General features: G+C 52.5%; 15 protein-coding genes. 12 read left to right on the forward strand and 3 right to left on the reverse strand.

Going from position 1 to position 16,323, the window contains the following annotated elements; genetic code table 11:
- Positions 1-168 precede the first annotated feature (168 nt).
- The 8 genes from QFZ34_RS04805 to QFZ34_RS04840 all read left to right on the forward strand — a co-directional run bounded on the left by QFZ34_RS04805 (position 169) and on the right by QFZ34_RS04840 (position 10,687).
- The gene (locus QFZ34_RS04805) at positions 169-1,164 is read left to right on the forward strand and encodes a substrate-binding domain-containing protein (RefSeq protein ID WP_307277617.1); all 996 of its coding nucleotides are present in this window, start codon (positions 169-171) and stop codon (positions 1,162-1,164) included.
- Between the two features lie 74 nt (positions 1,165-1,238).
- Positions 1,239-2,261 (forward strand): galactitol-1-phosphate 5-dehydrogenase, encoded by a 1,023-nt coding sequence (locus QFZ34_RS04810; RefSeq protein WP_307277620.1) that lies wholly within the window; start codon positions 1,239-1,241, stop codon positions 2,259-2,261.
- A 25-nt stretch (positions 2,262-2,286) separates the two neighbouring features.
- Entirely contained in the window at positions 2,287-3,807 is a 1,521-nt protein-coding gene (locus tag QFZ34_RS04815) for an FGGY-family carbohydrate kinase (protein ID WP_307277624.1), read from the forward strand.
- Complete coding sequence (locus QFZ34_RS04820; RefSeq protein ID WP_115054074.1) at positions 3,804-4,799, forward strand: sugar-binding transcriptional regulator; 996 nt, start codon at positions 3,804-3,806, stop codon at positions 4,797-4,799. Before QFZ34_RS04815 ends, QFZ34_RS04820 begins: the two co-directional genes overlap by 4 nt.
- Positions 4,789-6,279, forward strand: coding sequence for a sugar ABC transporter ATP-binding protein (locus QFZ34_RS04825; RefSeq protein ID WP_307277628.1), 1,491 nt, complete (start codon positions 4,789-4,791; stop codon positions 6,277-6,279). Before QFZ34_RS04820 ends, QFZ34_RS04825 begins: the two co-directional genes overlap by 11 nt.
- On the forward strand, positions 6,272-7,279 hold the full coding sequence (locus QFZ34_RS04830; RefSeq protein ID WP_115054072.1) for an ABC transporter permease: 1,008 nt from the start codon (positions 6,272-6,274) through the stop codon (positions 7,277-7,279). The genes QFZ34_RS04825 and QFZ34_RS04830 overlap by 8 nt, the downstream gene beginning before the upstream one ends.
- Positions 7,276-8,280, forward strand: coding sequence for a deoxyribose-phosphate aldolase (gene deoC / locus QFZ34_RS04835; RefSeq protein WP_370878687.1), 1,005 nt, complete (start codon positions 7,276-7,278; stop codon positions 8,278-8,280). Before QFZ34_RS04830 ends, deoC begins: the two co-directional genes overlap by 4 nt.
- Before the next feature lie 10 nt (positions 8,281-8,290).
- Complete coding sequence (locus tag QFZ34_RS04840) at positions 8,291-10,687, forward strand: aldehyde dehydrogenase family protein (RefSeq protein WP_307277631.1); 2,397 nt, start codon at positions 8,291-8,293, stop codon at positions 10,685-10,687.
- A 102-nt stretch (positions 10,688-10,789) separates the two neighbouring features.
- Here the strand turns inward: QFZ34_RS04840 and QFZ34_RS04845 are convergent, their stop codons facing one another.
- The 3 genes from QFZ34_RS04845 to QFZ34_RS04855 are packed head-to-tail and all read right to left on the reverse strand — an operon-like array spanning position 10,790 to position 12,590.
- Complete coding sequence (locus QFZ34_RS04845; RefSeq protein ID WP_307277633.1) at positions 10,790-11,596, reverse strand: ABC transporter permease; 807 nt, start codon at positions 11,594-11,596, stop codon at positions 10,790-10,792.
- Positions 11,596-11,991 carry an ATP-binding protein DrrA1-3 family domain-containing protein gene (locus tag QFZ34_RS04850; protein ID WP_307277636.1) on the reverse strand — a complete coding sequence of 132 codons (396 nt, stop codon included), beginning with the start codon at positions 11,989-11,991 and terminating at the stop codon, positions 11,596-11,598. The genes QFZ34_RS04845 and QFZ34_RS04850 overlap by 1 nt, the downstream gene beginning before the upstream one ends.
- Positions 11,988-12,590 carry an ABC transporter ATP-binding protein gene (locus QFZ34_RS04855; RefSeq protein WP_307277638.1) on the reverse strand — a complete coding sequence of 201 codons (603 nt, stop codon included), beginning with the start codon at positions 12,588-12,590 and terminating at the stop codon, positions 11,988-11,990. Before QFZ34_RS04855 ends, QFZ34_RS04850 begins: the two co-directional genes overlap by 4 nt.
- A 218-nt stretch (positions 12,591-12,808) precedes the next feature.
- Here QFZ34_RS04855 and QFZ34_RS04860 point away from each other — a divergent pair, with 218 nt between their 5' ends.
- Genes QFZ34_RS04860 through QFZ34_RS04875 form a run of 4 tightly spaced genes read left to right on the forward strand, consistent with a single transcriptional unit; the run spans position 12,809 to position 16,322 of the window.
- Positions 12,809-13,729, forward strand: a complete 921-nt coding sequence (locus tag QFZ34_RS04860; RefSeq protein ID WP_307277641.1) for a metal ABC transporter substrate-binding protein — start codon at positions 12,809-12,811, stop codon at positions 13,727-13,729.
- Positions 13,726-14,625: a manganese/iron ABC transporter ATP-binding protein gene (locus tag QFZ34_RS04865; RefSeq protein ID WP_307277644.1), complete on the forward strand. Its 900-nt coding sequence runs from the start codon at positions 13,726-13,728 to the stop codon at positions 14,623-14,625. Before QFZ34_RS04860 ends, QFZ34_RS04865 begins: the two co-directional genes overlap by 4 nt.
- Positions 14,626-15,483: a metal ABC transporter permease gene (locus QFZ34_RS04870; protein ID WP_115054066.1), complete on the forward strand. Its 858-nt coding sequence runs from the start codon at positions 14,626-14,628 to the stop codon at positions 15,481-15,483. It begins immediately after the preceding gene.
- Entirely contained in the window at positions 15,480-16,322 is an 843-nt protein-coding gene (locus QFZ34_RS04875; RefSeq protein WP_307277647.1) for a metal ABC transporter permease, read from the forward strand. Before QFZ34_RS04870 ends, QFZ34_RS04875 begins: the two co-directional genes overlap by 4 nt.
- The last annotated feature ends 1 nt before the right edge of the window (position 16,323 follow it).

A 16,323-nucleotide genomic window follows, 5' to 3' on the forward strand; every position in this document is an offset into this window, starting at 1 on the left:
CGGCTTGCTTCATTAGACCGCCCCCCGGGAGCTGCGCATTGTGCGGAAGCACATTCCACTGTCGATGTAACGTGGTTGACATGCGGATGGGCTTCTGGTTATTTGCTATTACAAATGTGAATTATTTTCACTTTTGTTGTTTTTAGAAGAGTTCTGGGGAGGAATACCATGCTCAACCGTCGTCGTTTCGTTACGAAAAGCGCTGCTTCTGTTTTTACGCTTACTCTTGCATTTGGTTTGGGAATGCCCGTGCTCTCGGCCCACGCTGAGGGTTTGAAGATTGGATTTAGCCAGGTAACTCTGCAATCTCCGTTTTATGTCCAATTGAAAACCGGTGCGGAGGCCGCGGCTAAGGCGGGCGGAGATACATTGATATTTCTTGATGCAAACGGTGATGTCAGCAAGCAGAACAATGATATCCAGGATCTGATTACACAGGGCGTCAATGCGCTCATCATCAATCCGGTCAACCCGGATGCGGTCGTTCCATCACTCGAAGCAGCTGTGGCTGCTGGTATCCCGGTGATCACGGTGGATCGTAGCGTTAACGGTACTGGTGTAACTGCTCATGTGGGTCGCGATAACAAGAAAATGGGCCAATTGGTCGGTGAAGCTGTCGTAGCCAGATTGAAAGCGGACGGAGTTGAAAAGGCCAAGATTATTGAAATTCAAGGGGATGCGGGCGGCGCTGTCATGATGGATCGCCGAGATGGCTTTCATGCGGCCCTGGAGGGTACTGGCCACACCATCGTCGAGGGGCCTTATGCTGAATATATTCGCGCCAATGCGGTAACGGCTATGCAGGATCTGTTGCAGGCAAACCCTGATGTTAAAGTTGTCTATGCCCATAATGACGATATGGCGCTTGGAGCTTTGCAGGTACTCAAGGAGAATAACCGGAATGATGTTCTCGTTGCGGGTGTTGACGGCTTGTCTGAAGCGCTGAGCATCATTGCCGATGGTGGCAACTATATCGGTTCAGCTCTCAACGATCCGAAATATCTCGGGGACGTTACGATTCAGGTCGCGCGGGAGGCATCTGCCAAGAAGGAAGTGGCGAAATTCGTCGATGCAGGTTCGACACTTGTCACCTCCAAAAATGTTGCTGATTTCCCGCGTCAGGGACTTTTTGCCGAATATCGCCCGAGCGTTCTCGGTCAGTAATAGCCTCTCCCAAGGCCTGCGGGGCAGGGCACATCCTGCCCCGCGATCTCTTTATCAATTCCAAGGATTACCAGATGCGTGCTGCAGTACTTTATGCCCCAGGCGATATTCGTCTTGAAAATGTCCCGGTTCCACAATTGCTTTCCGGCCATGTGAAAATACGGGTTGCAGCTGTTGGTGTTTGCGGCTCTGACATGCCGCGTATGCTGATCAAGGGCGCACACAAGATGCCGCTCATTTGCGGTCATGAGTTTTCCGGTCATATCACCGAAATTGGCGAGGGCGTTGAAGGTTTCGAAATTGGCGAACTTGTGGCCATTCCACCGATGCTGCCATGCTATAAATGTGACCAATGTCAGCAGGGACAGTTTTCGCGTTGCCGGGACTATGATTATTTCGGTTCACGCCGTGATGGGGCCTATGCGGAATATGTCTGTGTTCCGGTATCCAATTTGTTGAAGACGCCAAAAAATATAGATCCGCGAGCGGTGGCAATGACCGACCCTGCTTCAATTGCGCTCCACGCGATCTGGAAAGCAGGCGGAATGACGATGGGTCAGCGTGGCGGTGTCATCGGTTGCGGTCCCATTGGTCTGTTCGCTATCCAATGGATGCGGCTGATGGGAGCCAGCGAAGTTGTAGCAATCGATGTTTCCGAAGAGAAACTGGCGATGGCGCGGCGTGCAGGTGCCAAGCATACGTTTCTTGCCGGTGCTGAGATTCCAGCTGATTTGCTCTGCGATACAATTGTCGAAGCTGCAGGGCATCCTTCGTCAGTCAATATGGCGGTGAAGTTGGCAGCGCCAAGCGGGCATGTTGTTTTCATTGGGATACCGGTTGCGGAAGTGGCTTTGGAAAACAAGACGTTCCAACATTTTCTCCGCCAAGAGATATCGCTGCACGGTTCATGGAATTCCTTTGGCTCCCCATATCCTGGTCGCCAGTGGACCGTTACATTGGACAAACTCGGCTCTGGCGAACTCGAATGGGAGTTTATGATCACCCACGACCTTGATCTCGCTGAATTGCCAGGCATGTTTGAAAAATTCCGGACCGACAAATCCATGTTCTTCTCGAAAGTGATGTTCCACCCATAATGGTGTGGAAAGGGAGGATACAAGAGTGACATTGGTTCTGAACTTTGATCTCGGCACGGGAGGTGTCAGGGCTGGAGTTTACGATGTAGAGGGCAGAGTAATGCTCTCTTTGTCGGAAGCTAGTTATGATACAACCTATCCGCGTGCTGGCTGGGCAGAGCAGCAGGCTGAGGACTGGTGGGCTGCGGTGCTGACAGCTGGGCGTGAGGCAATCGCTCGATGCGGCTCGAACGAAATTGCAGCTGTATGCGTTGCCACAACGGCTTCTTCGGTTGTGGTTTGTGACAAGGAAAGCAGGCCGCTTTATCCGGCAATTCTATGGATGGATTGCCGTGCCAGCGAAGAAGCCCGAGCCACTGAAACAGTAAAACATCCGGTTATGGATTATAGCGGCGGTGGCGACGCTGCCGAATGGCTGGTGCCCAAGGCGATGTGGCTTTCTGCCAATGAGCCTGCGATTTTTGAGAAAGCGGACGTCATCTGCGAAGCGCTGGATTTTATCAATTTCCGGCTCTGTGGGGAGTGGTCCGGCTCGCGCATGAATGCCGCCTGCAAGTGGAACTATGATTCCAAAAACGGCAGTTTCGTTCCGGAAATTTATGATGCGCTTGGCATTTCCCGATTGCAGCAAAAACTACCGCAGCGGATTATTCCAGTAGGCGATGTTATCGGAAATTTGCAACCAGGCATTGCGGATGCCTTGGGTATTTCCGGACAAGCAATCGTTGTGCAGGGCGGTATCGACGCCCATATAGGAATGCTCGGTGCCGGTACAGTTGCCGCTGGCGGAATGCTAATCATTGGCGGAACATCAGTTGTTCATTTGACCCATTTGAATGAACAAAGTGACGTAAGCGGTTTCTGGGGTCCTTATCCAAATGCGTTGGTGGATGGGCTTTGGCTGGTAGAAGCCGGGCAGGTGTCGGCCGGTTCGATCCTTAACTGGTTCAGCCAGAAGCTATTCGGCCTTGATGAGCAAGGACATACCGATCTGATCAAGAAGGCCTCCAATGCATCTGGGGGCGGTTCGGGTTTGTTGACTCTGGACTACTGGATGGGAAACCGTACGCCATACCGCGACGCTGATCTACGCGGTGCCGTACTTGGACTGTCCCTTGGACACGACCGGGCAGACCTATACGCTTCGGCCGTCGATTCCATCGCATTAGGCTCAGCCAATGTCGTTGCTGTCCTTGAACAGCGCGGTGTCAACGTCGAGCGGATTGTCGTTGCCGGCGGCATTTGTAAAAATCCACTATGGTTGCAAGCAACAGTGGATGCTCTGCAGCGTTCGGTACATGTTGCGTATGACGATAATCTTTCGCTTGTCGGTACAGCCGTCTGTTCTGCCCATGCTCTCGGTCTGTTTCCGGATTTGATCACTGCGTCTGAAGCCTGTGCTGCTCCGACCAAAGAAATGCTTCCGGATGCGCAACGGTCAAAACGCTATCGCGAGACGATGGAACTTTATAGAAATGCAACGGAATCATTGACGCCGGTGCTCCACGCCTTGAGTGCACGGCAAAGGGCAGGAGCCGAACGATGAACGATGCACGTCAAAACCCGTCCGTACGATTGCCCTCCGATGAGCAGCGTGAACATCTCATGGTTCGCGTAGCAAAGCTTTATTATGATCTCGACAAAACCCAGAGCGAGATCGCCAAGGAACTTGGTCTGACCCGCTGGCAGATCGCCCGCCTCATGACTGAGGCGAAGGAATTGGGTGTTGTCCGTATTGAGATAACGCCGCGTGCTTACCGGAAGACGGAACTCGAGGTGAGGTTGCAGCAGGAGTTTGGTCTTCGCGATGCAATTGTCGTTCCTTCGGGCGGTTCAACCGATTCAGCTCTGCTTATGGAGAGTGTTGCCCAGGCTGCCGCACGGTATTTGGCAGGACTTAATCCAAAGGCAGAACTGATCGGCGTTTCATGGGGTCGCACAATGTCGGCCGTGGCGCGCTTTCTGCCCAATAATTGGAATCCTGGTGTGCATGTCGTGCTGGTTAATGGCGCGACCAATTTGCGCTCGACGGTAACACACACCAGTGCCGTGGCAGAAGAGTTCGCCAAGGCTGGCAATGGCACGGCAACGCTTTTGCCTGTTCCTGCTATCGTTGGAAAGAAAAGTACGCGGGAGGTTCTTGAAGAAGATCCAATTATTGAGCGCGTGCTGAAGCTTGCCATGCAGGCTGATATTGTCTGCTTTGGCATGGGCGGAATTACCCATGAATCAGTGCTGCTAAGTTCCGGCTATCTGGATGAAGCAGATATAGACCGGCTTAAAGATGCCGGCGCTGTGGGTGATATTCTCGGACGCTTCGTCGATAAGGATGGCAAAATCGTTGATACAGCGATTGATGACCGTACCGTTGGCATGCGCCTTGAACTGCTGAAAAACAAGCAGTGGTCAATTGGTGTGGTCGCGGGAGAGGAAAAATTCAAGATCGCAACCTCGGTGTTAAAAGCCGGCTACGTATCAGTCATTGTTACCGATGAGGCCACCGCCCGTTATGCATTGGGGATAAGCGATGATACGTGACGTTCTGACGGTTAAAAACGTTTCAAAGACATTTCTGCCGAACATTATTGCACTGGAATCGGCATCGCTTGAAGTCCGTGCAGGTGAGGTCCACTGTCTGCTCGGGGCAAATGGTGCCGGGAAGTCGACGCTGCTCAAAATCATAGCGGGAGCTTTTCGGCCAACAGGCGGACAGCTTGCGCTGGAAGGTAATCCTGTAGAATTGCGCAGTCCGGCAGAAGCATCGCGACTTGGCATTTCCATGATCTATCAGGAGTTGGATCTTGTCCCGCAACTAACTGTCGAACAAAATCTATTTCTCGGTCATGCGCCGGGCAAGTTTGGTCTGATTGATCACAAGGCAAGGCGCAAGCGCGCCCACGAAGCTTTGCGGCGGGTTGGTGCAAATTTCGCCGCCGATGCGCGTGTTGAAACTCTATCTGTTGCCAACCAGCAGCTGACCGCGATCGCCCGCTCGCTCACCATGGATGCGAAAATCATTATCATGGATGAGCCTTCGGCATCGCTCAATGAGACTGAGCTGAAGAGCATATTCGAAGTTATCCGCGATTTGGTGAAGCATGGCGTCGCAATTGTTTATGTCAGTCACCGGCTTGGTGAATTGCGTGAGATCGGTGATCGGGTTACGGTTTTGCGCGGCGGCAAGACTATCGGAACGTACGATATTGCTGACACCACCGATGAGCAACTTGTTACCGCCATCATAGGCAAGGAGCGTTCGCTGATTGAACGTAAGGTCCGCAAGCCGGTTACAGGCAAGGTAGCGTTGAAAGTCAACAGGCTGCGTGGTGCAGAGGGTCTCAATATTTCTGGACTTGATGTGCGCTGGGGTGAAGTTGTCGGCCTTACCGGACTTAACGGATCAGGCCGCACGTCGTTTCTGAAAGCTTTGTTTGGAGCGCACCATTTCGAAGGTGAGATATTGCTGGAAGACAAGAACTTCCATCCACGTCATCCGGCAGACTCTATTCGATGTGGTTTGGGCCTCGTACCGGAGAACCGCAAGACCGAGGGTTTGATACTACACGCGCCCATCTACAAAAACGCGACGTTACCTTCCATGCGCCAGAGCTGGTTGACGCGCCATTCGCTCCAAAAACAGAAGGCAACACCGGTCCTTCAAAGTCTTTCCACCAAGTATGGCAAGCCGGAACAGGCTGTGGTGCAGCTTTCCGGTGGCAATCAGCAGAAAATTGTCCTGGCGAAGTGGATCATCAATGGCGCCCGTGTACTTCTGCTGGATGAGCCAAGCCGTGGTCTAGATATTGGGGCGAAAGCCGATCTCTATAATCTGGTGGATAAATTGGCAGAAGATGGCGCAGCGGTAATTGTTGCCAGCAGCGAACTCGAAGAACTCTATGCTGCCTGCGATGCAATCTGGGTCTTCCATGAGGGCCGCAATATTGGACGATATGATCCGTCCATCACCGACCGCGATACAATTCTGCGGGCTACAATATTGGGTGAACACCATGTCTAAAACAGCAATATCCGCCGCTCAGCTGCCTTCGCCGGGGTTGGGTAAACGGGCCATTGATCTCGGTATCGAGTATAATTTCATTGTCATCTTTTTGGCGGTGGTAGCGATCGCGACAACCTTGTCAGATAATTTTCTGACTTTCGCAAACATAGCCAACCTCTTCCAACAGGCAGCCGTGGTAGGCGTCGTTGCCATTGGGATGACCTTTGTCATTCTCACAGGGAATATTGATTTGTCTGTGGGCAGCATTGTAGCACTGTGCGGTATGCTGGTGGCAGTACTCATGTCCAACGGTTTCGATCCATTCATCGCAGTTGCAATAACGGTTTTGGCGGGAACAGCCTGTGGCGCAGCCATGGGTGCGACGAGCGCTCTGGCACAAGTGCCGAGCTTCATTGTAACTTTGGCCGGCCTCGTCTCTTTCCGGGGCATTACCTATCTTCTGACCGATGGCGTGCCAGTCAGCGGGCTGCCGCAAGGTTTTGCCGCCATCGGCTCAACGATGGTGCCAATCTTTCCCGGCTTTGCCATTTCGTCCATGGGGCTGATCTTTATAGGCCTTTGCATTGTGGCAGGGCTTGTGCTGCGCCTTACAGTCTTTGGTGAGTACGTGTTTGCGACAGGCGGCAATCCGGAAGCTGCCCGTCTTTCCGGTCTGCCCACCCGTTTGATTGTCACGGCCGTCTTTGCTGTTTCCGGCTTCATGGCGGCTCTCGGTGGAATTCTTTTGACATCGCGTTTGCGCATCGGTCAGCCAACAGCAGCGCAAGGCCTGGAGCTTGACGCCATCGCAGCAGTTGTCCTTGGCGGTACAAGCCTTTTTGGCGGTCGCGGTGGTGTTCTCGGCACATTCTTTGCCGTAATGTTGCTTCAAGTTCTTAGAAACATATTCAATCTTCTGGGATTGGGCTCCTTCTATCAGATGACCGTCACCGGACTCATCATAGTTGCAGCTATTTTGCTCAATCGCTTCATAGATCACAGGAAGGGTCGTGGATGAACACGCAAGACTTATCGGTTGCCAAGGGCACGCACTTAGCCGTGCAGAAAGCTCATGCGCGCAACACCGGCACTGAACTGAAACCTGAGTGGTTTGAGGATATTGCTGTCAACCGTTCTGCCACGGAACGCCGTGCTGCCACTCTGACGACACGCCGGACCGTAAAGAAGGAATATCAGGCTGCTTGGCTGGTAAAAGCGATCACATGTATTGACCTCACCACACTGGCAGGTGACGACACGGCAGGGCGTGTTCAGCGGCTTTGCGCGAAGGCAAAACGTCCGGTTCGCATAGACATACTTGAAGCGCTTGGCCTTGGCGATGCCAATATTACGACGGGCGCGGTGTGCGTTTATCCTACTATGGTTGGGCACGCTGTTAAGGCTTTGCGCGGAACGAACATTCCTGTTGCATCGGTTGCGACCGGCTTTCCCGCTGGCTTGACGCCACTGCCGCAGCGACTTGCCGAAATCAAATATGCGGTAGGCGAGGGTGCCAAGGAAATTGATATTGTTATCAATCGCGAGCAGGTTCTTACGCAGAATTGGGAAGCGCTCTACGACGAGATCGTGCAGATGCGCGAGGCCTCTGGCGATGCGCATTTGAAAGCAATTCTCGCAACTGGCGACCTCAATACGCTACGCAATGTTTATCGTGCTTCCATGGTTGCAATGCAGGCTGGTGCCGATTTCATTAAGACATCCACAGGCAAGGAAGATGTCAATGCAACTTTGCCTGTCAGTTTGATCATGTTGCGTGCCTTGCGTGATTTTGGCGAATATTCGGGCCAGATCGTTGGATTCAAGCCTGCCGGCGGTATGAAGACTGCCAAGGACGCCATGAATTGGCTGATCCTGATGAAGGAGGAATTGGGCCTGCCCTGGCTGCAGCCGGATCTTTTCCGCCTTGGCGCCAGCTCGATGCTTGGAGATATCGAACGGCAACTCGAACATTATGTGACGGGCCGCTACGCCGCGTCGTCGCGCCATGCACTCGCTTAAGGAATCAAACATGGGACAGATCAAGGATATTCTTCGCACCATGGAATATGGCCCGGCACCGGAAAGTAATACTGACGTTCAAGCCTGGCTCGATGCCAATAACCAAGGTTTCGGACATTTCATCAATGGTAAGTTCACCAGCATTGAAGGTCGCGATCTGATTGCCGTCATGAACCCTGCAAACGGTTCTCCGTTGGGAAAAGTGGTGCACGGCACGACCGCTGATGTGGATGCGGCGGTAAAGGCTGCTCGCGCAGCATTCGGAAAATGGTCGGTATTGCCCGGGCATGAGCGGGCCAAATATCTTTACGCCATTGCACGGCATATACAAAAGCGTGAGCGCTTTTTCTCCGTGTTGGAAACAATGGATAATGGCAAGCCTATCCGGGAGACGCGGGATATTGATATTCCGCTTGTCGCCCGTCATTTCTATCATCATGCCGGTTGGGCAGAAATGGTCGAGACAGAATTCGAAGGATATTCTCCGGTCGGCGTTTGCGGTCAGGTCATTCCATGGAACTTTCCCTTGCTTATGCTGGCATGGAAGGTCGCTCCGGCACTTGCTGCCGGTAACACCGTTGTCCTTAAACCTGCCGAACTGACGCCGTTAACGGCAATCGCTTTCGCGGAGATCTGCCATGAGGTGGGTCTGCCTGCGGGTGTGGTGAATATTGTTCATGGCGATGGCACAACTGGTGCTGCTATTTGCGGCCATAAGGATGTGGACAAGGTAGCATTTACCGGCTCCACCGAGGTCGGCCGGATCATCCGCGAGCAGATTGCCGGATCGGAAAAAAAGCTCTCCTTGGAACTCGGTGGCAAGTCGCCCTTCATTGTTTTTGAAGATGCGGATATTGACGGCGCCATTGAAGGGGTTGTTGATGCAATCTGGTTCAATCAAGGTGAGGTGTGCTGCGCTGGATCCCGTATTCTTGTGCAGGAAGGTATTGCCGAGCGCTTTTACAACAAGCTGCGCAAACGCATGGAAACGCTGCGTGTTGGAGATCCACTCGACAAGACAATGGATATCGGTGCTTTGGTTTCGCCAGGTCAGTTGAAACGCGTGACGTCGCTTGTTGAAAAGGGCAAGACAGAAGGGGGCACACTTTGGCAAGCGCCCGGGAAACTCCCGGCCAAAGGTAATTTCTTTGCTCCAGCTTTCTTTACGGATGTGGATCCGGCATCGACTGTCTGCGAAGTCGAAATATTTGGTCCTGTCGCGACGACGACTACTTTCCGTACACCCGACGAGGCAATTGCCTTGGCGAACAATACAAAATACGGGCTTGCCGCTTCAATCTGGTCAGAGAATATCAACCTGGCCCTTGATATGGCTGCACGGGTGAAAGCTGGTGTTGTCTGGATCAACTCAACCAATCTTCTCGATGCCGGCGCAGGCTTTGGCGGCTATCGCGAATCCGGCTTTGGTAGGGAAGGTGGTCGCGAAGGTCTTTATGAATATCTCACCGCTGATTGGGAAAAGCGCTTGCCGCTAGCAAAGGCGGAACAGCCTTTGAAACTATCGGCGGCCCCGGACGGAGATGCAAAGGTTGCTCAGGGTGGATCCATTGACCGTACGGCCAAGAACTATGTCGGCGGCAAACAAGCTCGGCCGGACGGAGGCTACTCCTATTCCGTCCTTGGCAAAGGCGGTCAGATCGTCGGCCATGCCGGCATCGGCAATCGGAAAGACATTCGTAATGCGGTAGAAGCGGCAACCAAAGCTGGAGGCTGGGGAAGTGCAACTGCACACAATCGCGCTCAGGTGCTTTATTATCTTGGCGAAAACCTTGATGCCCGCCGTGCGGAATTCGAAGCACTTTTGGTTGAAAGCACCGGCGTGTCGGCCAAGGCGGCGGCAGAAGAGTTTGATACGGCGCTGCGACGCATCTTCTATTATGCTGCACAGGCCGACAAGTATGATGGTGCTGTCCACGCGACCAAGTCACGCCATGTGACGCTGGCTATGAACGAGCCCTTTGGCATTGTCGGTATAGTTTGTCCGGATGAAAACCCACTTCTGTCCTTTGTTTCGCTGGTGCTTCCGGCCGTTTCGATGGGCAATCGTGTGGTGGTCGTGCCGTCTGCTCGGCATCCGCTGCTTGCAACCAATCTGTATCAGGTGCTCGACACATCCGACGTGCCCGGCGGAGTGATTAATATCATCACGGGTGAACGCGATGTTCTTGCCAAAACTTTGGCCGAACATGATGAAGTTGATGCGATCTGGTATATCGGCTCCAAGGAAGGCAGCGCCATGGTGGAGCGAGCGTCATGTGGAAATTTGAAGACCACATGGGTCAGCAATGGCCGTCAGCGCGACTGGCTGGGCGGCAAGGCGCAAGGCAAGGAATATTTGCGCCGGGCTGTACAAGTCAAAAATATATGGGTTCCTTACGGCGAGTAAGAAACTTACATAGGCGGACAGTACTGTCGGTAGTGATAGGATAGGGAGCCGAATGTTCACATTCGGCTCCCTATTTCAATCACTCGGATTGTTTTGGCCTGTTTATTTACGGCGATAGAGCCAAAGCGTGAGCGGCGCGAGTGTGATGGTCAATAGAACAGGCGCGATCAATGCTGCGCCAATTTGAACCATTGTCGCATTGCCAGCCATAAGACCGCGCATAGCTGTCGTCATCAACGATACAGGATTGACCTCGACAAATGCCCTAAGCAGACTGGGCATTGTTGCTGGATCAACAATGATGTTCGATGCGAAAACCAACGGCATGATGCCGGTGAACGCCATTGTCATGACCGTATTGGGCGTACGCATGACCAATCCCAGCACCAGAAATATCCAGCCAAAGCCAAAACCTATAACAATAAGCAACAGCAAAGCCTCGACGATACCTATAATCCCAGCTTCCGGCCGATAGCCAAGAATAATCCCTATTATCAGAATAAGCAGGGACGCGATGAGATGGCGCAGGATATCGCCGACCATCAGACCGGCGAAAGGCGAGAGAGACCAGATTGGCAATGAACGAAACCTGTCAAACAGACCCTTGCCAAGATCTGTACTCAGACCCATTCCCGAGTACATTGAATTGAACACCACGGTCTGTACAAGGATGCCTGGCAAAAAATACTGCAAATAGGCTGATGTTGACCCTGAGAGCGCGCCGCCAAAGACGAAGGTGAAGAGCAGGGTGAACATGATCGGCGTCATCACCAGATCAAAAAGCTGTTCAGGGACATGTTTAAATTTCAATACTGCCCGCCAGCCAAACACAAGCGCATTGGAAAATGCTGAAGGTTGAGGAGGGCGGGCAGCATGGATAAGTGCAACTGTTGCCTTATTATCGTCCATCACGCTTCTCCGTCAGTAATCTGAGGCTCGGTAATCTGGCCAGTCAAAGCGAAAAACACTTCGTCTAGGCTTGGCGCACCCATAGAGAAATCAGCAAGTTCGATGTCGGCTTTTATTAAAGCGGCCAGAGCACGATTGGCATTTTGAGGCGTATCAATCATCAATGATAAGGCCGCACCTTCCGAGCTTCGCTGGGGCTTGTTACCTGTTATTTCTTCAAGCACCTGCTCCGCTTCGTCAATGCGTGAATGCTCAACCAATGTCAGGTGCAGAAAGCCGGAGCCAGTTGCAGCTTTCAATTCGCGGCTGGTGCCCTCGGCGATCTTTTTGCCATGATTGATGACAGCGATGCGAGCGGCGAGCTGGTCAGCTTCCTCAAGATACTGCGTGGTCAAAGTATCGTAACGCCCGCCTCGGAAAGAGAGCGGATCATACGCCAAACACTCTTGCGTGCCATCGGGTCGAGACCGGTTGTTGGTTCATCGAGAAAAAGAACCCCGGGAGTAACAACAAGCGACGCGGCGATGTCCAGCCTTCGGCGCATACCTCCAGAATAATCCTTTACCTGCTTGGTAGCCGCATCCATCAGGTCGAAAGCTGTTAGCAAATCATCGGCACGTTTCTTGGCGTTGCGTCCGCGGAAACCCCATAGTCTTGCCAGCAAGATCAGATTCTCACGTCCCGTCAGATCTTCGTCAAGCGAGGCAAATTGACCGGTCATGGCAATCGATCCGCGCACCTCGTGAGGCGAGTCCTTCAAATCAAAACCCAGCACCTTTGCCGATCCCGCATCTGCCGGCAGCAACGTCGCCAGCATGCGTAACAAGGTGGTCTTGCCAGCACCATTTGGTCCGAGGATGCCAAAGATCATGCCGCGCGGCACGGTAAGATCAATACCGTCCACGGCGCGGACATTGCCAAAATTTTTGGTTAGCCCATGCGCTTCGATTGCTAAAGATGAAACGCCATTGTTCGGCGCAGCGGTGTCGGCCATCGTCACAGTCCTTAAATTGGCGAAATGTCAGGTAGGGATCAGCGGCGGCAAGAGCGAACAGATATCAATGCCAGCATTTTCTGTCAAAGTTGCACGAGCTGCTCACAATTCATTCCTGACAGATACTGCCAGGTCTTTTTGCAAATCATTCGCACTTGCAATAATTGATGATCCTCGCTAAGGATGCAGTTGCAACTCAATTGCAATAAGGAGAGGCTATGCTGGATGGAGTGAGGCGGTCCGTGTTGACCGGAATAACGGGCGCGGTCTTCGGAATGATTTTGACGATCATCCCCGCAGCGGCACAGGACAAATTCAAGGCGGTGACCACATTTACGGTTATTGCCGACATTGCGCGCAATGTTGCTGGTGATGCGGCGATTGTTGAATCTATTACCAAGCCAGGCGCGGAGATTCATAATTATCAGCCAACGCCGGGCGATATCCAGAAAGCGCAGGGTGCCCAACTTATTTTATGGAATGGCCTCAATCTCGAGCTCTGGTTTGAAAAGTTCTTTGCCAATTTAAAAGACGTTCCAGGCGTCGTTGTTTCGCAGGGTGTGGTGCCGATGGGCATTGCTGAAGGGCCCTATACGGGTAAACCAAATCCGCATGCCTGGATGTCCCCGACAGCGGCGCTGATTTACGTTGATAATATCCGCGACGCTTTTGTAAAATATGATCCGGCTAATGCTGAAACCTATGAGGCAAACGCCGAGACCTACAAGGGACAAATCAAGGCAGCGATTGATCCGATTAAGGACGAGCTTGCAGCCATTCCAGCGGAAAAGCGCTGGTTGGTGTCCAGCGAGGGCGCGTTCTCCTATCTGGCTCGCGATTTTGATCTGAAAGAAGTTTATCTCTGGCCTATCAATGCAGATCAGCAAGGCACGCCTCAACAAGTACGCAAGGTGATTGATGCGGTCCGGGCGAACAAGATCGGCGTGGTCTTCTCGGAAAGCACGATCTCGGCTAATCCTGCCAAGCAGGTCGCACGGGAAACCGGCGCAAGTTATGGCGGCGTTCTTTATGTGGACTCGCTTACCGACGCGAGTGGTGAAGTCCCAACCTACATAGATCTTTTACGCGTCACATCCAGCCGGGTTGCGGAAGGCCTTGCCAAAGGTATCACGCAATGAACGCCCAATCGTTTCAATCGGCTCAAAGATATTCACCCGCGTCGTCTGACGCGGGTGGGGGCATTTCGGTAAAGGGCGCTACGGTAATCTATCGCAACGGTCATACGGCGTTGCGCGATGCGACGTTTGAAATCCCTACAGGCACTATCACTGCGCTAGTGGGAGTTAATGGTTCCGGCAAGTCAACGCTTTTCAAGGCAATCATGGGTTTTATAAAGGCTTCCGAAGGAACGATTTCAGTTCTTCGCCAGTCAGTAAATGAAGCCTTGAAAAAGAACCTTGTTGCCTACGTTCCTCAAAGCGAGGATATAGACTGGAATTTTCCGGTCTTGGTGGAAGATGTTGTCATGATGGGCCGTTATGGCCACATGGGCATGATGCGTATCGCCAAGGCTGCAGATCGGCAGGCAGTATCGGATGCCCTCGCGCGCGTGGGAATGACCGATTTTCGCAAACGCCAAATTGGCGAGCTTTCGGGTGGCCAAAAGAAACGGGTATTTCTTGCCCGCGCATTAGCACAAGATGGACGGGTCATTTTGCTGGATGAGCCATTCACCGGCGTGGATGTGAAAACGGAAGAGGCGATTATCATATTGCTGCGAGCCCTGCGCGACGAGGGGCGGGTAATTTTGGTTTCAACGCATAATCTTGGTAGCGTACCGGAGTTCTGTGACCGCACTGTTCTACTCAATCGCACCGTACTTGCTTATGGTCCGACAGCCGAGACATTCACACAGAAAAATCTGGAACGGACATTCGGCGGAGTGCTGCGTCATTTCAAGCTTGATGCACCGCACGCAGGTGAAGGACGTCCTGTCGGCGTGATTACCGATGATGAGCGGCCCTTCGTGCTCTACGACAATACCGTAAATCCCAAAAGCAATGGACCACGTTAGATGACATTGCTGCTCGAACCGTTCTCTTATCAATATATGATCAATGCCATGTGGGTTTCGGCGTTGGTGGGCGGTGTCTGTGCCTTCCTGTCGGCCTATCTCATGCTGAAAGGTTGGTCTCTTATCGGGGATGCGCTTTCGCATTCCATCGTTCCGGGTGTGGCTGGTGCCTATATGCTTGGGCTGCCTTTCTCAATTGGTGCATTCTTTTCGGGCGGACTGGCCGCCGCTGCGATGTTGTTTCTCAACCAACGTACGAAGCTCAAGGAAGATGCTATCATCGGTTTGATCTTCTCATCCTTTTTCGGTCTCGGCCTGTTCATGGTGTCACTCTCTCCGACGTCCGTGAATATCCAGACAATTGTTCTGGGCAATATCCTGGCGATTACACCGGAAGACACGCTCCAACTTGCCATTATCGGATTCGTTTCGCTGGCTATTCTGCTGGTAAAATGGAAAGACCTCATGGTTGTTTTTTTCGATGAGAGTCATGCACGTTCTATCGGTCTCAATCCAACGGCGCTCAAAATCATGTTCTTTACGCTTTTATCGGCGTCGACCGTGGCAGCTTTACAGACAGTCGGCGCATTTCTGGTTATTTGCATGGTCGTGACGCCCGGCGCCACCGCTTATCTTTTAACGGATCGATTTCCGCGGCTGCTCGTCATCGCTGTTGTCATCGGTGCAATGACAAGCTTTGCCGGTGCCTATATTAGCTATTTTCTCGACGGGGCTACCGGCGGAATCATTGTCCTGTTGCAGACGCTTATTTTTCTGGTCGCTTTTATCTTCGCGCCCAAACATGGACTGATCGCAGCCCGGCGCCGCGCTGCAGAAATGCAGGAGGTCGCATTATGAGCGTCTTTGAAACCCTGCTTTTGCCCTTTCAGTTCGAATTCATGATCAATGCGTTGATCATCTCAGTACTCGTAGCAATTCCGACAGCTTTGCTCTCCTGTTTCATGGTGCTAAAGGGCTGGTCGCTGATGGGCGACGCCATTTCGCACGCTGTTTTTCCAGGAGTAGTCATCGCTTATATTGTTGGTTTGCCCTATGCGGTTGGAGCCTTTGTGGCAGGCATGTTCTGCGCAATTGCCACCGGGTTTTTGAAGGAAAACAGCCGTATCAAGCAGGACACAGTTATGGGCGTCGTTTTTTCCGGCATGTTCGGCCTTGGTCTCGTGCTATATGTGAAAATCCAGTCAGACGTTCACCTCGACCATATATTGTTTGGTGACATGCTCGGTATCAGCTGGAGCGATATCGCCCAGACGGCGATCATCGCAACGATCACAGCCGGAACTATCGTGTTTAAATGGCGCGATTTCTTGCTTCACGCATTTGATACGGTGCAAGCCCGCGCAGTTGGATTACGTGTGGGATTGCTGCACTATGGGCTGCTGTGCCTGATTTCCCTGACGATTGTGGGCGCTCTAAAAGCTGTTGGCATCATATTAGCAATTGCCATGTTGATCGCGCCGGGAGCAATTGCTTTTTTGCTTACCCGGACATTCAGTAAAATGCTTCTCTTCTCCGTCGTCGTTGCGGTATTGGCCTCTTTCTTCGGTACTTATTTTGCTTTCTTCATTGACAGCGCGCCGGCGCCGACCATCGTTCTGTTGATGACGGGAACTTTCATCGGTGCGCTGGTACTGGTGTCCTATCGGCAAGCTCGAACCGAGACGCAGCCGATGTAAA

Source organism: Phyllobacterium ifriqiyense (assembly GCF_030817885.1).
Classification (GTDB): Bacteria; Pseudomonadota; Alphaproteobacteria; order Rhizobiales; family Rhizobiaceae; genus Phyllobacterium; species Phyllobacterium ifriqiyense.

Excerpts from the sequence above, each read along its gene's own strand:
- QFZ34_RS04865 (WP_307277644.1), top strand. The coding sequence starts at position 13,726 with ATGAACGCCCAATCGTTTCAATCGGCTCAAAGATATTCACCCGCGTCG.
- QFZ34_RS04830 (WP_115054072.1), top strand. The coding sequence starts at position 6,272 with ATGTCTAAAACAGCAATATCCGCCGCTCAGCTGCCTTCGCCGGGGTTG.
- QFZ34_RS04870 (WP_115054066.1), top strand. The coding sequence starts at position 14,626 with ATGACATTGCTGCTCGAACCGTTCTCTTATCAATATATGATCAATGCC.
- deoC (WP_370878687.1), top strand. The coding sequence starts at position 7,276 with ATGAACACGCAAGACTTATCGGTTGCCAAGGGCACGCACTTAGCCGTG.
- QFZ34_RS04840 (WP_307277631.1), top strand. The coding sequence starts at position 8,291 with ATGGGACAGATCAAGGATATTCTTCGCACCATGGAATATGGCCCGGCA.
- QFZ34_RS04875 (WP_307277647.1), top strand. The coding sequence starts at position 15,480 with ATGAGCGTCTTTGAAACCCTGCTTTTGCCCTTTCAGTTCGAATTCATG.
- QFZ34_RS04860 (WP_307277641.1), top strand. The coding sequence starts at position 12,809 with ATGCTGGATGGAGTGAGGCGGTCCGTGTTGACCGGAATAACGGGCGCG.
- QFZ34_RS04825 (WP_307277628.1), top strand. The coding sequence starts at position 4,789 with ATGATACGTGACGTTCTGACGGTTAAAAACGTTTCAAAGACATTTCTG.
- QFZ34_RS04855 (WP_307277638.1), bottom strand. The coding sequence starts at position 12,590 with ATGGCCGACACCGCTGCGCCGAACAATGGCGTTTCATCTTTAGCAATC.
- QFZ34_RS04845 (WP_307277633.1), bottom strand. The coding sequence starts at position 11,596 with ATGGACGATAATAAGGCAACAGTTGCACTTATCCATGCTGCCCGCCCT.
- QFZ34_RS04805 (WP_307277617.1), top strand. The coding sequence starts at position 169 with ATGCTCAACCGTCGTCGTTTCGTTACGAAAAGCGCTGCTTCTGTTTTT.
- QFZ34_RS04810 (WP_307277620.1), top strand. The coding sequence starts at position 1,239 with ATGCGTGCTGCAGTACTTTATGCCCCAGGCGATATTCGTCTTGAAAAT.
- QFZ34_RS04820 (WP_115054074.1), top strand. The coding sequence starts at position 3,804 with ATGAACGATGCACGTCAAAACCCGTCCGTACGATTGCCCTCCGATGAG.